Origin of the sequence: Streptomyces bungoensis (assembly GCF_001514215.1) — a bacterium.
GTDB lineage: Bacteria > Actinomycetota > Actinomycetes > Streptomycetales > Streptomycetaceae > Streptomyces > Streptomyces bungoensis.
The window spans coordinates 288,769-303,377 of sequence record NZ_KQ948857.1 but is presented as its reverse complement, the minus strand read 5'-3'; the positions used below and the strand labels follow the sequence as shown (position 1 = coordinate 303,377).

At 74.1% G+C, this 14,609-nt stretch carries 13 protein-coding genes; 2 read left to right on the top strand and 11 right to left on the bottom strand.

What is annotated here, in order from left to right; all coding sequences use genetic code 11:
• Positions 1-19: 19 nt before the first annotated feature.
• The 6 genes from AQJ66_RS17545 to pdhA all read right to left on the bottom strand — a co-directional run bounded on the left by AQJ66_RS17545 (position 20) and on the right by pdhA (position 6,934).
• Entirely contained in the window at positions 20-1,114 is a 1,095-nt protein-coding gene (locus AQJ66_RS17545; RefSeq protein WP_208611382.1) for a potassium channel family protein, read from the bottom strand.
• A complete protein-coding gene (locus AQJ66_RS17540) occupies positions 1,111-2,466 on the bottom strand; it encodes a molybdopterin molybdotransferase MoeA (protein WP_061922437.1) in 1,356 nt (451 codons plus the stop codon). The genes AQJ66_RS17545 and AQJ66_RS17540 overlap by 4 nt, the downstream gene beginning before the upstream one ends.
• Entirely contained in the window at positions 2,463-3,353 is an 891-nt protein-coding gene (locus AQJ66_RS17535) for an NTP transferase domain-containing protein (RefSeq protein ID WP_061922434.1), read from the bottom strand. Before AQJ66_RS17535 ends, AQJ66_RS17540 begins: the two co-directional genes overlap by 4 nt.
• Positions 3,354-3,426: 73 nt before the next feature.
• The gene (locus AQJ66_RS17530; RefSeq protein ID WP_061922431.1) at positions 3,427-4,788 is read right to left on the bottom strand and encodes a dihydrolipoamide acetyltransferase family protein; all 1,362 of its coding nucleotides are present in this window, start codon (positions 4,786-4,788) and stop codon (positions 3,427-3,429) included.
• The gene (locus AQJ66_RS17525; RefSeq protein ID WP_061922422.1) at positions 4,788-5,792 is read right to left on the bottom strand and encodes an alpha-ketoacid dehydrogenase subunit beta; all 1,005 of its coding nucleotides are present in this window, start codon (positions 5,790-5,792) and stop codon (positions 4,788-4,790) included. The genes AQJ66_RS17530 and AQJ66_RS17525 overlap by 1 nt, the downstream gene beginning before the upstream one ends.
• Positions 5,789-6,934, bottom strand: coding sequence for a pyruvate dehydrogenase (acetyl-transferring) E1 component subunit alpha (gene pdhA, locus AQJ66_RS17520; protein ID WP_061922420.1), 1,146 nt, complete (start codon positions 6,932-6,934; stop codon positions 5,789-5,791). The genes AQJ66_RS17525 and pdhA overlap by 4 nt, the downstream gene beginning before the upstream one ends.
• 190 nt (positions 6,935-7,124) lie before the next feature.
• On the opposite strand from pdhA, the gene AQJ66_RS17515 reads away from it, so the two are divergent.
• Positions 7,125-7,610, top strand: a complete 486-nt coding sequence (locus tag AQJ66_RS17515) for an Lrp/AsnC family transcriptional regulator (RefSeq protein ID WP_061922417.1) — start codon at positions 7,125-7,127, stop codon at positions 7,608-7,610.
• A 10-nt stretch (positions 7,611-7,620) separates the two neighbouring features.
• Here the strand turns inward: AQJ66_RS17515 and AQJ66_RS17510 are convergent, their stop codons facing one another.
• Both AQJ66_RS17510 and AQJ66_RS17505 read right to left on the bottom strand, forming a co-directional pair.
• On the bottom strand, positions 7,621-8,208 hold the full coding sequence (locus AQJ66_RS17510) for a TetR/AcrR family transcriptional regulator (protein ID WP_061922413.1): 588 nt from the start codon (positions 8,206-8,208) through the stop codon (positions 7,621-7,623).
• A complete protein-coding gene (locus tag AQJ66_RS17505; RefSeq protein ID WP_061922410.1) occupies positions 8,205-9,719 on the bottom strand; it encodes a 3-hydroxyacyl-CoA dehydrogenase in 1,515 nt (504 codons plus the stop codon). The genes AQJ66_RS17510 and AQJ66_RS17505 overlap by 4 nt, the downstream gene beginning before the upstream one ends.
• Positions 9,720-9,879: 160 nt before the next feature.
• On the opposite strand from AQJ66_RS17505, the gene paaN reads away from it, so the two are divergent.
• Entirely contained in the window at positions 9,880-11,571 is a 1,692-nt protein-coding gene (gene paaN, locus AQJ66_RS17500) for a phenylacetic acid degradation protein PaaN (RefSeq protein WP_061922407.1), read from the top strand.
• A 15-nt stretch (positions 11,572-11,586) separates the two neighbouring features.
• On the opposite strand, the gene AQJ66_RS17495 is transcribed toward paaN, so the two are convergent.
• The 3 genes from AQJ66_RS17495 to AQJ66_RS17485 are packed head-to-tail and all read right to left on the bottom strand — an operon-like array spanning position 11,587 to position 14,530.
• Positions 11,587-12,339, bottom strand: coding sequence for a TrmH family RNA methyltransferase (locus AQJ66_RS17495; RefSeq protein WP_061922402.1), 753 nt, complete (start codon positions 12,337-12,339; stop codon positions 11,587-11,589).
• The gene (locus tag AQJ66_RS17490) at positions 12,336-13,556 is read right to left on the bottom strand and encodes an HTTM domain-containing protein (protein ID WP_061922399.1); all 1,221 of its coding nucleotides are present in this window, start codon (positions 13,554-13,556) and stop codon (positions 12,336-12,338) included. The genes AQJ66_RS17495 and AQJ66_RS17490 overlap by 4 nt, the downstream gene beginning before the upstream one ends.
• Positions 13,553-14,530 carry a DUF5819 family protein gene (locus AQJ66_RS17485; protein WP_061922396.1) on the bottom strand — a complete coding sequence of 326 codons (978 nt, stop codon included), beginning with the start codon at positions 14,528-14,530 and terminating at the stop codon, positions 13,553-13,555. The genes AQJ66_RS17490 and AQJ66_RS17485 overlap by 4 nt, the downstream gene beginning before the upstream one ends.
• Positions 14,531-14,609: the final 79 nt, after the last annotated feature.

Below are 14,609 nucleotides of genomic sequence, written 5' to 3'. Positions count from 1 at the left end.
GTCCCCGGGGCAGGCCCGCTCAGTCGCCGTTCACGGGGCGGTGCGGGGTGACCTGGGCGCCGGGGGTCGCGCGGACGATGGTGATCAGCCGGTCGGTCAGCCGGAGCGTGCCGATGGACGGGTCGTCGTAGCCGAGCACCCGGTGGCCCCGCAGGACGCTCACCACGAGGTCGTCGGTCTCGCGCGGCCTCCGGCCGACCTCGGCCCGGACCACGGGGCGTTCGACGATGTCGAGCCCGCTGCCCTGCTGGATCAGGTCCTCCATGACCATGCCGGCGGCGGGGCTGAGCACGGAGAGGCCGAGCAGCCGCCCGGCCGCGCCGGAACTGGTGATAACGGCGTCGGCCCCGGACTGCCGGAGCAGCGGGGCGTTCTCCTCCTCGCGCACGGCGGCCACGATCTTCGCGCCGCGGTTGAGCTGCCGGGCGGTGAGGGTGACGAGGACGGCGGTGTCGTCGCGCTGCGGGGCCACGATGATCTGCCGGGCCCGGTGCACCTCGGCCCGTTCGAGGACCTCGCTGCGAGTGGCGTCGCCCATGACCCCCGCGAAGCCCTCGGCGTTCGCCGTGTCGATCACCTTGGAGCTGGGGTCGACCACGACCACCTGCTCCTTCCGCAGTCCCGTCGCGCACACGGTCCTGATGGCCGACCGCCCCTTGGTGCCGAAGCCGACGACGACGGTGTGATCGCGCAAGGCGGACCTCCAGCGGTTCAGACGCCACTCCTCCCGGGTGCGCTCGGTGAGGACCTCCAGCGTGGTGCCGACCAGGATGATCAGGAACAGCACGCGCAGGGGCGTGATGACGAAGATGTTGGTGAGCCGGGCACTGTCGCTGACCGGGGTGATGTCGCCGTATCCGGTGGTGGAGAGGGTGACGGTCGCGTAGTAGAACGCGTCGAGGAGGTCGACGGAGCCGTCGGAGTTGTCGTGGTAGCCGTCGCGGTCGGCGTAGACGACGAGGGCGGTGGCGACCAGCACCGCCAGGGCCATGACCAGCCGCTTGGCGACCTGACGGAGCGGGCGCTCCACCACCTTCCTCGGGAGTGTCACCCGATGGGTCACCAGATGTTCGCCCGCCTGGCGGGCGATGGCGTCATGGCCCGGAAGTTTCACGTGAAACACACCCCGATCCCGGCCGCCGCCCAGGGCAGGTCCAGCAGCTCCGTCTCCTCCCCCGGCCGGGCACCGCCCGGCGGTACGACGGCCAGCGCGTCGGCGACGGCGACTCCGCGCAGCATGGCGGGGCCGTTGTAGTGCAGCGGTACGGCACGGTCGCCGCGCAGCACGACCGGGATGAGCCGGGTGTCGTACGGGTGCCCCTGCACCGCCTCGGTGAGCGGCAGCGTGTAGCGCTCCGGGGCGGGGCGGGCGGCGAGGGTCCGCAGCAGGGGCTCGGCGAGCGTCAGCAGGCCGGAGACGGCCGCGAGGGGGTTGCCGGGCAGGCCGACCAGGTGCTGGTTCTCCTTGGTGCGCGCCAGCAGCATGGGGTGCCCGGGGCGCACCTTCACGCCGTCGACGAGGAGTTCGGCGCCGATGCGCTCCAAGGTGGGGTGGACGTGGTCGAGTGGTCCCGCCGCGGTGCCGCCGGTGGTGACGACGAGGTCGGCCGTGGAGGTGGTGAGCGCGCGGCGCAGGGCCCTGGCGTCGTCCCCGAGCCGGCGGACGGAGGTCACCTCGGCGCCCATCGCGCGCAGCCAGGGCAGCAGCATCGGACCGAGCGCGTCGCGGATCAGCCCGTCGTGCGGGAGCCCCTCATTGAGCAGTTCGTCCCCCAGGACGAGGACTTCGGCGCGGGGGCGCGGAACGGCGGTGACGGTGTCGTAACCGGCGGCCGCAGCCAGGCCCAGGACGGCCGGGGTGACGAGGGTGCCGACGGGGAGCAGCTGGTCGCCGTTGCGGCACTCCTGGCCGCGGGGGCGGATGTCCTGGCCGTGGCCCAGTTCCCGGGAGGCGTGGAGCCGGCCCTGGGCGTCGGTGCGGCCGTGTTCGCTGCGCAGGACGGCGGTGGTGTCGGCCGGGATGCGGGCGCCGGTCGCGATGCGGACCGCCTCGCCGTCGGTGAGCGGCCCGGGCCGGCCGTGCCCGGCGAGCACGGCATCCTCGCGCACCTCCCAGGGGCCGGGTCCGGCGACCGCCCAGCCGTCCATCGCGGAGGTGTCGAAGGAGGGCAGGTCGGTGAGCGCGTCGAGGGGCGTGGCGAGGACCAGGCCGAGGGCGTCGGCGAGGGGGACCGAGACGGGGGTGCGGCGGCCCGCCGAGCGGGCGGCGCGGGCGGCGGTCTCCCTGGCCCGGGGCCAGGGGGTCGCCCGGTGCCCCTCGTGCCCGTGTGCGCCGTGCCGGGCGGGGGCGGGCACGGCGCCGGGTGCGTCGTCCTTGGGGTGCCTCACGAGGGCCAGGGCCTCCTCGACGTCGAGGTCGTCGCCGTCCCCGGCGGGCGCGTGGGCCCGGGCGCCGGGGGCGGTCATCCGGCGTCCGGGGCGGACGCGCCCCGCTGGTGCTCGTCCTCCCAGCGCTTGGCCAGTGCGGCGGCCCGGCGGGCGGCCTCGGCCACGGCCTCGGGGCCGCCCGCGGCCCGGGCGGCGGCGTAGCCGACGAGGAAGGTGGTCAGGGGCGCGGCGGGCCGGGCCACACCGTGCGCGGCGTCGCGGGCCAGGTCGAGCAGGGCGCCGGTGTCGACGTCCAGGTCGATACCCAGCTCGTCCTTGACTGCGGAGATCCATTCATCCAACACGTGTCCATGCTCCCTGATGCGTGCCCGGGCGTCGGCGAGGTCGTCCCAGGTGTCGCAGTCGAACGACGCGAGCGGGTCCGGGACGCGGGTGAGCTGGAGGACGCCGGTCAGCCGGCGCAGGGGCAGCCCGGCGAGGCCGCCGTGCCGGGCGGCGAGGGCGGCCAGTTCGCGGCGCAGCGCGGCACTCCGGTAGGCGGCCACGAGCGGCTGGTCGCGGCCCTCGGCGTCGGTGAGCAGCGCGCCGTCGGCACCGCTCGCGCGCAGGGCGGTCAACAGCCCGTGCAGGGCGGCCGGCCGGAGGAAGGGCAGGTCGGCGGAGAGGACCACCGTGTGCTCGGCGGTGGTGAGCCGCAGGCCGGCCTCCAGCGCGGCGACCGGCCCGGCGCCGGGCGGCTCCTCGCGGGCCCAGCGCACCGGCCGGGAGGTGGGCCGGGGAGCGGCGACGACGACGGTGGTGGCCGCACCCGCGCAGGCCGCGAGCACGCGGTCGAGCAGGGAGCGCCCGCCGACCCGCAGGCCGGGCTTGTCGGCGCCGCCGAGCCGCCGGGCGGCGCCGCCGGCCAGCACGACGGCGTCGTACGGCTCCGCGGTCCCGGGCGCGCCGGGGGCGTTGTCGGTCACCCCCCGAGTATGTCGTGCCCCGTGCTCCCGCCGGACCCTGGCCCGGGTCGCGGAGTCCCGGGCCGGGCCGGTGTCACAGGGTGCGCAGCAGGACGGCCGGCTGTTCCACGCAGTCCGCCACGTACCGCAGGAAGCCGCCCGCGGTACCGCCGTCGCACACCCGGTGGTCGAAGGTGAGCGAGAGCTGGACGACCTGGCGCACCGCCAGCTCCCCTTCGTGCACCCACGGCTTGGGGATGATGCGGCCGACGCCGAGCATGGCGGCCTCGGGGTGGTTGATGATCGGGGTGGAGCCGTCGACGCCGAAGACGCCGTAGTTGTTCAGCGTGAAGGTGCCGCCGGTGAGGTCCCCGGGGGTCAGTGTCCCGGCCCGGGCGGCCTCGGTGAGCCGGGCGAACTCGGCGGTGAGCGACTCGGCGTCGCGCGCGTGGGCGTCCCGGACGACCGGCACGACCAGCCCGCGCTCGGTCTGCGCGGCGAACCCGAGGTGGACCTGGTCGAGTTGGACGACCTCGCGGGCCTCGGTGTCGACGTAGGAGTTCAGTTCGGGGAACCGGGCGAGGGCGGCGGTGCAGACGCGGGCGAGCAGCGCGAGCAGGGAGATCTTCGGTCCCCCGGCGGCGTTCATGGCGGTGCGCGCGCGCATGAGTTCGGTGGCGTCGGCGTCGACCCAGCAGGTGGCGTCGGGGATCTCCCGGCGGCTGCGGGAGAGCTTGTCGGCGACGGCGCCGCGCACGCCCTTGAGGGGGGTGCGGATGCCGCCCCGGCGGTCGGCGGGGGAGGCCTTGGCGGCCGGCTCCCCGGCCACGGGGGCCGGAGCGGGCGCGGGTGCCGCCGCGGTCCGCAGGGCGTTCTCGACGTCGGACCGCAGGATCAGCCCGTCGGGTCCGGAGCCGGACAGCCGCCTGAGGTCCAGTCCGCCCTCGCGGGCGAGCTTGCGCACCAGCGGGGAGATCACGGGGACCGGTCCCCCGGCGGGCGCGGAAGCGGGCGCGGGTGCCGGGGCGGCCGGTACCTGAGCGACCGGTGCGGGCGCGGCCGGTGCCGGGGCGGCCGGTGCCGGAGCGGTGCCCTTCGCCGTCCCGTTGGCGGCGGCCGAGCGCACCCGGCGGCGCCGGGCCGGCGCCTCGGAGGTGCCGTAGCCGACCAGGACGTTGCCCGACCCCGCGGACTCGCCGTCGTCGGCCTGCGGGCCCACGGCGACGGTCAGCAGCGGGGCACCGACGGGCAGCTCGGCACCCTCCTCGCCGAAGCGGGCGGTGACCACGCCGCCGTAGGGGCAGGGGACCTCGACCATCGCCTTGGCCGTCTCGACCTCCACGACCGGCTGGTCGACGGCGACGACGTCGCCGACCTGCACCAGCCAGCGGACGATCTCCGCCTCGGTGAGGCCCTCGCCGAGGTCGGGAAGCTTGAACTCCAGCACCTGTGCCATCAGCCCTCGGCCTCCCACTGCAGGCGTGCCACGGCGTCCAGGATGCGGTCGACGCCGGGCAGGTGGTGCCGCTCCAGCATGGGCGGCGGGTAGGGGAGGTCGAAGCCGGCCACGCGCAGCACGGGCGCCTCCAGGTGGTGGAAGCAGCGCTCGGTGATCCGGGCCGCGATCTCACCGCCGGGTCCGCCGAACCCGGTCGACTCGTGCACGACGACCGCGCGTCCGGTGCGGCGGACGGCCGCGCAGACCGTCTCGTCGTCGAACGGCACCAGGGAGCGCAGGTCGATCACCTCCAGGTCCCAGCCCTCCGCCTGCGCGGCCTCGGCGGCCTCCAGGCAGACGGGCACGGAGGGGCCGTAGGTGATCAGCGTGGCGCTGCGGCCCGCGCGGCGGACCACGGCCCGTCCGATCGGCTCGACCTCCGTGGGCTGCTCGGGGTTCCAGGTGTCCTTCGACCAGTACAGCCGCTTGGGCTCGAGGAAGACGACCGGGTCGTCGGAGGCGATGGACCGGCGCAGCAGTCCGTAGGCGTCGGCGACGGTCGCGGGCGTGACGACGTGCAGGCCCGGGGTGGCCATGTAGTAGGCCTCGGAGGAGTCGCTGTGGTGCTCCACGCCGCCGATGCCGCCGCCGTAGGGCACGCGGACGGTGATCGGCAGGGGCATCCGGCCGCGCGTGCGGTTGCGCATCCGCGAGACGTGGCTGATCAGCTGCTCGAACGCCGGGTAGGCGAAGGCGTCGAACTGCATCTCCACCACCGGGCGCAGGCCGTACATGGCCATGCCGACGGCGGTGCCGAGGATGCCGGCCTCGGCGAGCGGGGTGTCGGTGCAGCGGTCCTCGCCGAACTCCTTGGCGAGTCCGTCGGTGACCCGGAAGACCCCGCCGAGGGTGCCGACGTCCTCGCCCATGACGTGCACCGTGGGGTCGGCGGCCATCGCGTCGCGCATCGCGCGCGTGAGGGCCTGTGCCATGGTGGCGGGCTTGACGGCCACGGTGGTCATCGCCGGCCGCCTTCCTGCTCGTCCTGCTCCGCCTCCAGCTCGGCGCGCAGCAGCGCGCGCTGCTCGCGCAGTTGCGCGGTGGTCTCGGCGTAGACGTGGTCGAAGAGGTGCATGGGGTCGAGTTCCGGGTCCCGGTTCATACGTTCGCGCAAGGCTGCGGCCATCTCCTCGGCGTCCTGCCGGGCCGCCTCGACACCGGCGTCGTCGAGCAGCCCGCGCTCGGTGAGTTCCTGTTCCAGCAGGCGGATCGGGTCGTGCGCCCGCCAGGCCTCGACCTCGGCGTCGCCGCGGTAGCGGGTGGCGTCGTCGGCGTTGGTGTGGGCGTCGATGCGGTACGTCACCGCCTCCACCAGGGTCGGGCCGCCGCCCTCGCGGGCACGCCGTACGGCGTCGCTGAGGACCTCGTGCACGGCGGCGGCGTCGTTGCCGTCGACCAGCCGGCCCGGCATGCCGTAGCCGACGGCCTTGTGGGCCAGGGACGGCGCGGCGGTCTGCTTGGCGAGCGGGACGGAGATGGCGAAACCGTTGTTCTGCACCAGGAAGACGACCGGGGCCTGCCAGACGGCGGCGAAGTTCAGCGCCTCGTGGAAGTCGCCCTCGCTGGTGCCGCCGTCGCCGATCATGGCGAGCGCGACGACGTCGTCGCCCTTGAGGCGGGCGGCGTGCGCGAGGCCGACGGCGTGCGGCAGCTGGGTGGCCAGCGGGGTGCTGAGCGGGGCCACCCGGTGGGCGTAGGGGTCGTAGCCGTTGTGCCAGTCACCGCGCAGCAGGGTGAGGGCCTCGGCGGGGTCCACGCCCCGGGCGACGACGGCGAGGGTGTCGCGGTAGCTGGGGAAGAGCCAGTCACGCTCCTCCAGCGCCAGGGCGGCGGCGACCTCGCAGGCCTCCTGTCCGGTGCTGGAGGGATAGACGGCGAGGCGGCCCTGCTTGGTCAGCGCGGTGGCCTGCACGTTGTACCGGCGGCCGCGCACCAGCTCGGTGTACAGCCGGCGCAGCAGACCGGGGTCGGCCTTGGCGATCGCCTCGGTGCCGAGCACGCGGTGGGGCTCGGCGTCGGGCAGCAGCGGCGCGGGGTCCATCCTGGGCTGCCAGGCGGGCGGCGGCGATGGCCGGTACGCGCCCCGCTGCTCCATGACCGTCATGACGGCACCTCCTCGTGGGAGTGGCTACGGGAGGCGTGTCGGCTGTGACCCGCCTCACCTACCGATTGTTCGGTCGTCGGCACATTTTGGCTACAGGCCGCGTCAGGCTGTGGACAAACGGTTCTCCACAGCCTGGAATGAATGCAGGACGTCCACGGCGGTGAAGCGGGGGGACATGGCAGCTGAACAAATGGCCGACGGCCCGCAGGAGAGCACCCTGCCGCCACCGCCGCGTCCGCTGGACGCCATCGACCAGGACATCCTGAAGATCCTGCAGGCGGACGGCCGCGCCTCGATACGGTCGGTGGCCGAACGGGTGCACGTCTCGCGCGCCAACGCCTACGCGCGGATCAACCGTCTGGTCGAGGACGGGGTGATCCGGGGCTTCAGCGCCCGCGTCGACCACGAGCGGGCGGGGCACGGCACGTCGGCGTACGTCACGCTGAAGATCGTGCAGAACACCTGGCGCACGGTCCGCGACCAGCTCCGGCTGCTGCCCGGCGCCTCGCACATCGCCCTGGTGGGCGGTGACTTCGACGTCCTGCTCCTGGTGCACGCGCCCGACAACAGGGCGCTGCGCGAGCTGGTGCTCACCCGGCTCCAGGCGATCCCCGAGGTGCTCAGCACGCGCACGCTGCTGGTGTTCGAGGAGGAGGACCTGGAGCCGGAGGCCTGACCGGCGCCGCTCAGGCGCGCCGCAGCCCGGCGAAGACCAGACGGACCACGGCGTCGGCCACCTCGGGGCCGCTGGCCCCGCGCACGTCGGGCCGGTACCACTCCACGATGGAGTTGATCATCCCGAAGACCAGCCGGGTGGCCAGGCGCACCTCCACGTCACCGCGTACGTCCCCGTCGGCGGCCGCGGCCTTCAGCAGCTCGGCGACCCGGTGGTCGAAGTCGCGGCGCCGCTCCAGCGCCCACCGCTCGGTCTCGGTGTTGCCGCGCACGCGCAGCAGCAGGGTGACGTAGGGCAGCTCGGCGATGAGCACCTCGACCATCCGCCGCACGACGTGCTCCAGCCGGCCGACCGGCCGCCCCACGCGCGCGGGCTCCTCCTCCAGGATGGCGAACAGGCCGTCCAGCGCCCGGCTGACGGCCCGGCGCAGCAGCTCCTCCTTGCCGCTGACGTGGTGGTATATGGACGACTTGGAGATGCCGGCCGCCCGCGAGAGGTGCTCCATGGACGTGCCGTCGTAGCCGCGCTCGTTGAAGACCTGGACGGCTACGGACAGCAGCGTCTCGGGGGTGTACGTGTCGCGCCTGGCGGTGGTCACGAGGTGCCCTCCCGCTTGTCGGTGGCGTACGCGTGGCGGTAGAGCGCGAGGGACGGCGCGTACCGTCCGGAGGGGTCGCGCAGGTGCAGGTCGTCCAGGAGCTCGTACGCCCAGCCGCGGCCCAGCCTGCGGCCCCACTCGAAGGGGCCGAGCGGGTAGTTGACGCCCAGGCGCATCGCGGTGTCGATGTCCTCCTCGGTGGCCACGCCCTTGGCGACGGCCTCGTGGGCGAGGTCGACGATCCGCGCGACCGTGCGGGCGACGATCATGCCGGGGACGTCCCCGATGACGCTGACGTCCTTGCCGAGCGCCTGGAAGAGGCCGGTGGCCTCGGCGAGGGTCTGCGGCGAGGTGTCCCGGGAGGCGGACAGGGCGATGCGGGTGGCCCGGCGGTAGTCGAGGGCGAGGTCGAAGTAGACGACGTCGCGGAACTCCACGGAGGTCTGGCCGTCGGCCAGGACCAGCTGGCCGCCGCTGGGCAGCACCAGCCGGGTGCCCTGGTCCTCTTCCTCCTCGCGGAGCGGGATGCCCGCCTCGCGGATCAGCGTGAGCAGCTCGGCCGCGGGCCCCAGGTCCCCCTCGACGGTGACGTGGACGGGCGGCCGCTCCTGCTCGGCGGTGTGCGGCACGGCCCGCTCGGCACCGTCGGCGTAGTCGTACCAGCCGTGCCCGGACTTGCGGCCGAGCCGCCCGGACTCGACCAGCCGGCGCTGGGCGAGGGAGGGCGTGAAGCGCACGTCCTGGAAGAAGGACTGCCACACCGAGTGGGTGACGGCCTCGTTGACGTCCTGCCCGATGAGGTCGGTCAGCTCGAAGGCGCCCATCCGGAAGCCGCCGCACTCGCGCAGGACCGCGTCGATGGTGGCCGGGTCGGCGGCCTGGGACTCCAGGACGGCGAAGGCCTCGGCGTAGAAGGGCCGGGCGATGCGGTTGACGATGAACCCCGGGGTGTCGGCGCAGGCCACCGGGGTCTTGCCCCAGGCGCGGGCGGTCTCGTACGCGCGCGTGGCCGACGTGACGTCGGTGGCGAACCCGGAGACGACCTCGACCAGCGGCAGCAGCGGGGCCGGGTTGAAGAAGTGCAGGCCGACGAAGCGGCCCGGGTGGCGCAGCGCGCCGGCGATGGCCGTCACCGACAGGGAGGAGGTGTTGGTGGCGAGCAGGCAGTCCTCGCCCACGATCTCCTCGAGATCCCGGAAGAGCTGCTGCTTGACGTCCAGCCGCTCCAGGACGGCCTCGACGACCAGCGCGCAGTCCGCCAGGTCGGCGAGGTCGGCGGCGGGCGTGAGCCGGGCGCGGGCGGCGTCCCGCTCGGCGGCGGTGAGCCGGTCCTTGGCCACGAGCCGGTCCAGGCGGGCGCCGATCGCTTCGGCCGCCTCCCGGGCCCGCCCCGGCACGGCGTCGTGGAGCCGCACGGGGTGGCCGGCGACCAGCGCGACCTGGGCGATGCCCTGGCCCATGGTGCCGGTGCCGACGACGGCCACGGGGCTGCTGAGGTCGAGTGCTGTCATGTGCGCGATCCTCCCGCACGGCGTTGTCCACAGATGCGGCGGACCCCCTTGTCCCGACCGATCGTTCGGTTACTCTAGCTCTGACCGGCTGTCCCTGCCCACGTTTCTGCCCAGGTCATGAACTCGACGAAGAGTTCTCAAGACAAGGAGTTGGTCCCGCATGGCCGCCGAACTGCCCCCCACCGAGCTGATCGCGAAGCACCGGCCCACGCTCGACCAGGCCCTGGAAGCGATCCGCACGCGCGCCTACTGGTCGCCGCACCCCGAGCACCCCAAGGCCTACGGCGAGCACGGCAGCCTGGACATGGCGGCGGGCAAGGCCGCCTTCGACTCCCTCCTCGGCACCCGCCTCGACCTCGGCCAGCCGGGCACGGACGACTGGGTGGGCGGCGAGACCTCTCCGTACGGCATCGAGCTGGGCGTGAGCTACCCGCACGCGGACCTCGACGTGCTGCTGCCCGCCATGCGGGCCGGACAGCCCGCCTGGCGGGACGCGGGCGCCGAGGTGCGGGCGGTGGTCTGCCTGGAGATCCTCAAGCGGATCAGCGACCGGACGCACGAGTTCGCCCACGCGGTCATGCACACCAGCGGGCAGGCCTTCATGATGGCGTTCCAGGCGGGCGGCCCGCACGCCCAGGACCGCGGCCTGGAGGCGGTGGCGTACGCCTACGCGGAGCAGGTCCGCACCCCCGAGGCGGCGGAGTGGACCAAGCCGCAGGGCAAGCGGGAGCCGCTCGCGCTCACCAAGCGGTTCACGCCGGTCCCGCGCGGCATCGGCCTGGTCATCGGCTGCAACACCTTCCCGACCTGGAACGGCTACCCGGGCCTCTTCGCCTCGCTCGCCACCGGCAACGCGGTCCTCGTCAAGCCGCACCCGCGCGCGGTGCTGCCGCTCGCGCTCACCGTGTCGGTCGCCCGGGACGTGCTCCGGGAGGCGGGCTTCGACGCGAACCTGGTGGCCCTGGCCGCCGAGCACCCCGGCGAGGGCATCGCCAAGACCCTCGCCACCCGGCCCCAGATCAGGATCATCGACTACACCGGCTCGACGTCCTTCGGCGACTGGCTGGAGGCCAACGCCCGCCAGGCGCAGGTCTACACGGAGAAGGCCGGCGTCAACACGGTGATCGTCCACTCCACGGACGACTACCGGGGCATGCTGTCCAACCTGGCGTTCTCCCTGTCCCTGTACAGCGGCCAGATGTGCACCACCCCGCAGAACCTGCTGATCCCCCGCGACGGCATCGACACGGACCAGGGCCCCAGGACCTTCGACGAGGTCACCGCCGACCTCGCCCGCGCGGTCGACGGCCTGCTCGGCGACGACGCGCGCGCCAACGCCCTGCTCGGCGCGATCGTCAACCCGGACGTCAAGGCCCGGCTGGAGGCGGCGGCCGGCCTCGGCGAGGTCGCCCTGGCCTCCCGCGAGGTCGCCAACCCCGAGTTCCCGGGCGCGGTCGTGCGCACCCCCGTCATCGTCAAGCTGGACGGCGCCAAGCCGGACGCCGAGGCGGCCTACATGAGCGAGTGCTTCGGCCCCGTCTCCTTCGCCGTCGCCGTCGACTCGGTGACCGACGCCGTCGAGCTGCTGCGCCGCACGGTCCGCGAGAAGGGCGCGATGACGGTCGGCGCCTACACCACGGACGCCGAGGTCGAGCGGGCCGTCGAGGAGGTCTGCCTGGAGGAGGCCGCCCAGCTGTCGCTCAACCTGACCGGCGGGGTGTACGTGAACCAGACCGCGGCGTTCTCCGACTTCCACGGGTCCGGCGGCAACCCGGCGGCGAACGCGGCCCTGTGCGACGGCGCGTTCGTCGCCAACCGCTTCCGCGTGGTGGAGGTCCGCCGGCAGGCCTGAGGCCCCTCGCTCGGATCAGGCCGGAACCGCGCCCCCGGTGGCACTCCAGTGGTACAGCGTCATCGCCACGCTCGTGGCCAGGTTGTAGCTGGAGACCTGGGGGCGCATCGGCAGCCGCAGCAGACGGCCGGCCCGCGCGCGCAGCGGCGCCGACAGCCCGCTGCGCTCCGAACCGAAGGCCAGCACGGCGTCGTCGGGCAGCTCGGCGCCCCGGATGTCCTCGCCCTCCGGGTCGAGCGCGAACAGCGGTCCGGGGGGCAGCTCGTCGACGCCCAGCCGCTCCACGGCGGTCGCGAAGTGCAGCCCCGCCCCGCCGCGCACCACCGTCGGGTGCCACGGGTCCAGGGGACCCGTGGTGACCACTCCGGTCGCCCCGAAACCGGCGGCCAGCCGGATCACCGCACCGGCGTTCCCCAGGTTGCGGGGCGTGTCGAGGACGACGACGGGCGCGGTGCGCGGCAGCTGGCCGAGCGCCCGCAGATTGGCCTCGCGCGAGGGCCGTACGGCGAGCGCGGCGACGCCCGTCGGGTGGGGCCGCGGCACGAGGGAGGCGTAGGTCTCCGCCGGCACCTCGGTCAGCAGTGTCGCCAGGGCGTCCCGTACGTCCGCGGCCAGTTCCTCGGCGAGGGCGAGCGCGGCCCGGCGGTCGGTGGTGACCGCCACCGGGACCTGCGCGCCGAAGCGCAGCGCGTGCTTGAGGGCGTGGAAGCCGTCGAGCAGCACCGCGGTGCCGGCGCACGCGCGCCAGCGGATCACGGGGTCCGTCATGCGGTGAACCCTACGTGCCCTGCCGTGCTGTCCTGCGGGGAGCGCGGCGAGGGCAGCGCGGGACCGTCACCCGGTCCGCGCCGCGACAGCCGCCCCCACGCGCGTGCCGCCACGGTGCCGAGCAGCAGCAGGAACGACGTCGGCAGGAAGACGGCGTCCGCCGTGATCATCGCCAGGGAGAAGAACGGCAGTCCGAGGACGACGGCGATCACGGCGTGCTCGGTCATCATCAGCACCAGCAGGACGTTCTTGACCCGCCGGTTGAACAGCGTGAACGGGAAGGCGACCTGCACCATGACCGTCCCGTAGGCCACCACCATCATGATCGTGCCGCTGGCGGACATCAGGTCGGCGAGAGCCGGCCAGGGCGAGAAGTAGTCCAGGTGGAGCGGGTAGTAGACCGCGGTGCCGTCCTGCCAGCGCGACCCCTGGATCTTGTACCAGCCGGCCGTGGAGTAGATCAGGCAGGCCTCCGCCATGATCACCAGCAGGGCGGCGTTGTGCACGACGTTGGCGACGACGTCCAGCAGGATCCGCGGCTCCGGCGACCTCGCCCAGCGCTGCACCGCCCCCCACAGGCCCAGCACCACCCACACCGTCCACAGCAGCGCGGGAACCAGCCGGCCGTTGTCGAACCGGCCGGCCAGCGTCACACCGGCCAGCGCCAGGCCCAGCACCGCCCACAGCAGCACTCCCACCCGGTCCGGGCGGAGCCGCTCGCCCCGCGCGCGGGCCGCCTCCGCCCGGGCCGCCCGGCGGGCGTCGAGCGACCACACCTGCCCGCACCGGGTGAACACCAGGTACAGGGACATCAGGTGCAGCACGTTGTCACCGCCGTCGCCGACGAAGACGCTGCGGTTCTGCAGCGACAACACGCCCACCATGAACAGCACCGAGGCGGTCCGGGTGCGCCAGCCGAGCAGCAGCGCCACGGCGGCGAGCATCGCCAGCAGGTAGAAGACCTCGAACCAGGCCTGCCCGTCGGACCACATCAGGGCCGTGAAGGCGTGGTTGTCGTCGGTCAGCTGCCGCGCCATGTCCCAGCCCCAGGGGCCGTCGGGGCCGTACAGCTCCTGGCGGTGGGTGAACTCGCGCAGCAGGAACAGCAGCCAGGTCGCGGAGAAGCCGATCCTGATCACCGCGCTCTGGTACGGGCCGAGCGCCGACTCGGTGACGCGGGCGATGCCCCGCGAGAGCGTCAGGGAGGGACTGTTCACCGCACACCCCCGGCGGCCTCGTCGGAGCTCACGGTCCACCAGGGCAGCAGACGGTAGACGGGCTTGTCGGACACCCGCTCCGGGCTCCACTTCGGCGGCTGCACATTGGTGGTGCTGGAACGCACCTGCACGCGCTGGATCACGCCCTCCCGGCTGGTCGGATCGTCCCGGTAGAGCCGCATCACCACGATCCGGCGCACGTACTGCTCGGACAGCGAGCCACGCAGGGCCACCGGCCGGTTGTCGGCGGTGTGGGTGGCGACGAAGAAGTCCCAGGCCCGGCGCAGCTCGTTCTGCTGGGTGTGGCTGGGCACCAGGTTGCCGTCGATCGCGGCACCGTCACGGGCGGAGAGGTCGGTCCAGCCGGTGGTGCGCACACCGCCGTCCTTCATCCGCACCTCCGCGCGCGCCTGCACGGCGATGTTCTGCTGCAGCGGGTTCGGCGCGAACAGCTTCCAGTTCTGCTCGAACTCCGGGTACACCCAGTCCTCTATCGCCCTGCCGTGCTGCTTGGTCACCGTGTTCGCGGGCGCCACGCTCAGGAACACCATCGCCAGATGCACACAGGCGGCGACGGCGACCACCGCGAGCGCCAGGGCCGCGACGGTCTGGTAGCGGGGGGAGAGGGCGGCGACGCCGGTCCGGGGGGAGGGGAGCGGGGCCTGGTCGGGCGGCCCGGCGTCCCTCACGTCCACGGCGTCTGCGGCGTCTGCGGCTGGGGCATCCGGGGCGGCGGCCAGGGGCTCCCGCTCGGCGCCCGAGCCGGGCCGCGGACCACCGCTGCCGGCGCGCTCCTCCTGCCCGCTTCCGGCACCGGGCTCCGGACCGCTTCCGGAACCGCTGCTCACACCACCCTTCGGGCCGCTCCCGGGACCGGTGCCGGCATCGCCCTCCGGGTCGCGGTCCGGGTGACTCGCCCCCTTCGCCCCGTCCGGTCCGCCCCGGGCGTGCGAGTCCTCGTCGTACGCGTCCATTCCGCCCCGATCCCCGTTTCCGCTTCCGTGGTCCGTCCGCCCGCCACAGGCGCCGCATGGTTCACGGGCGCCACTCCAC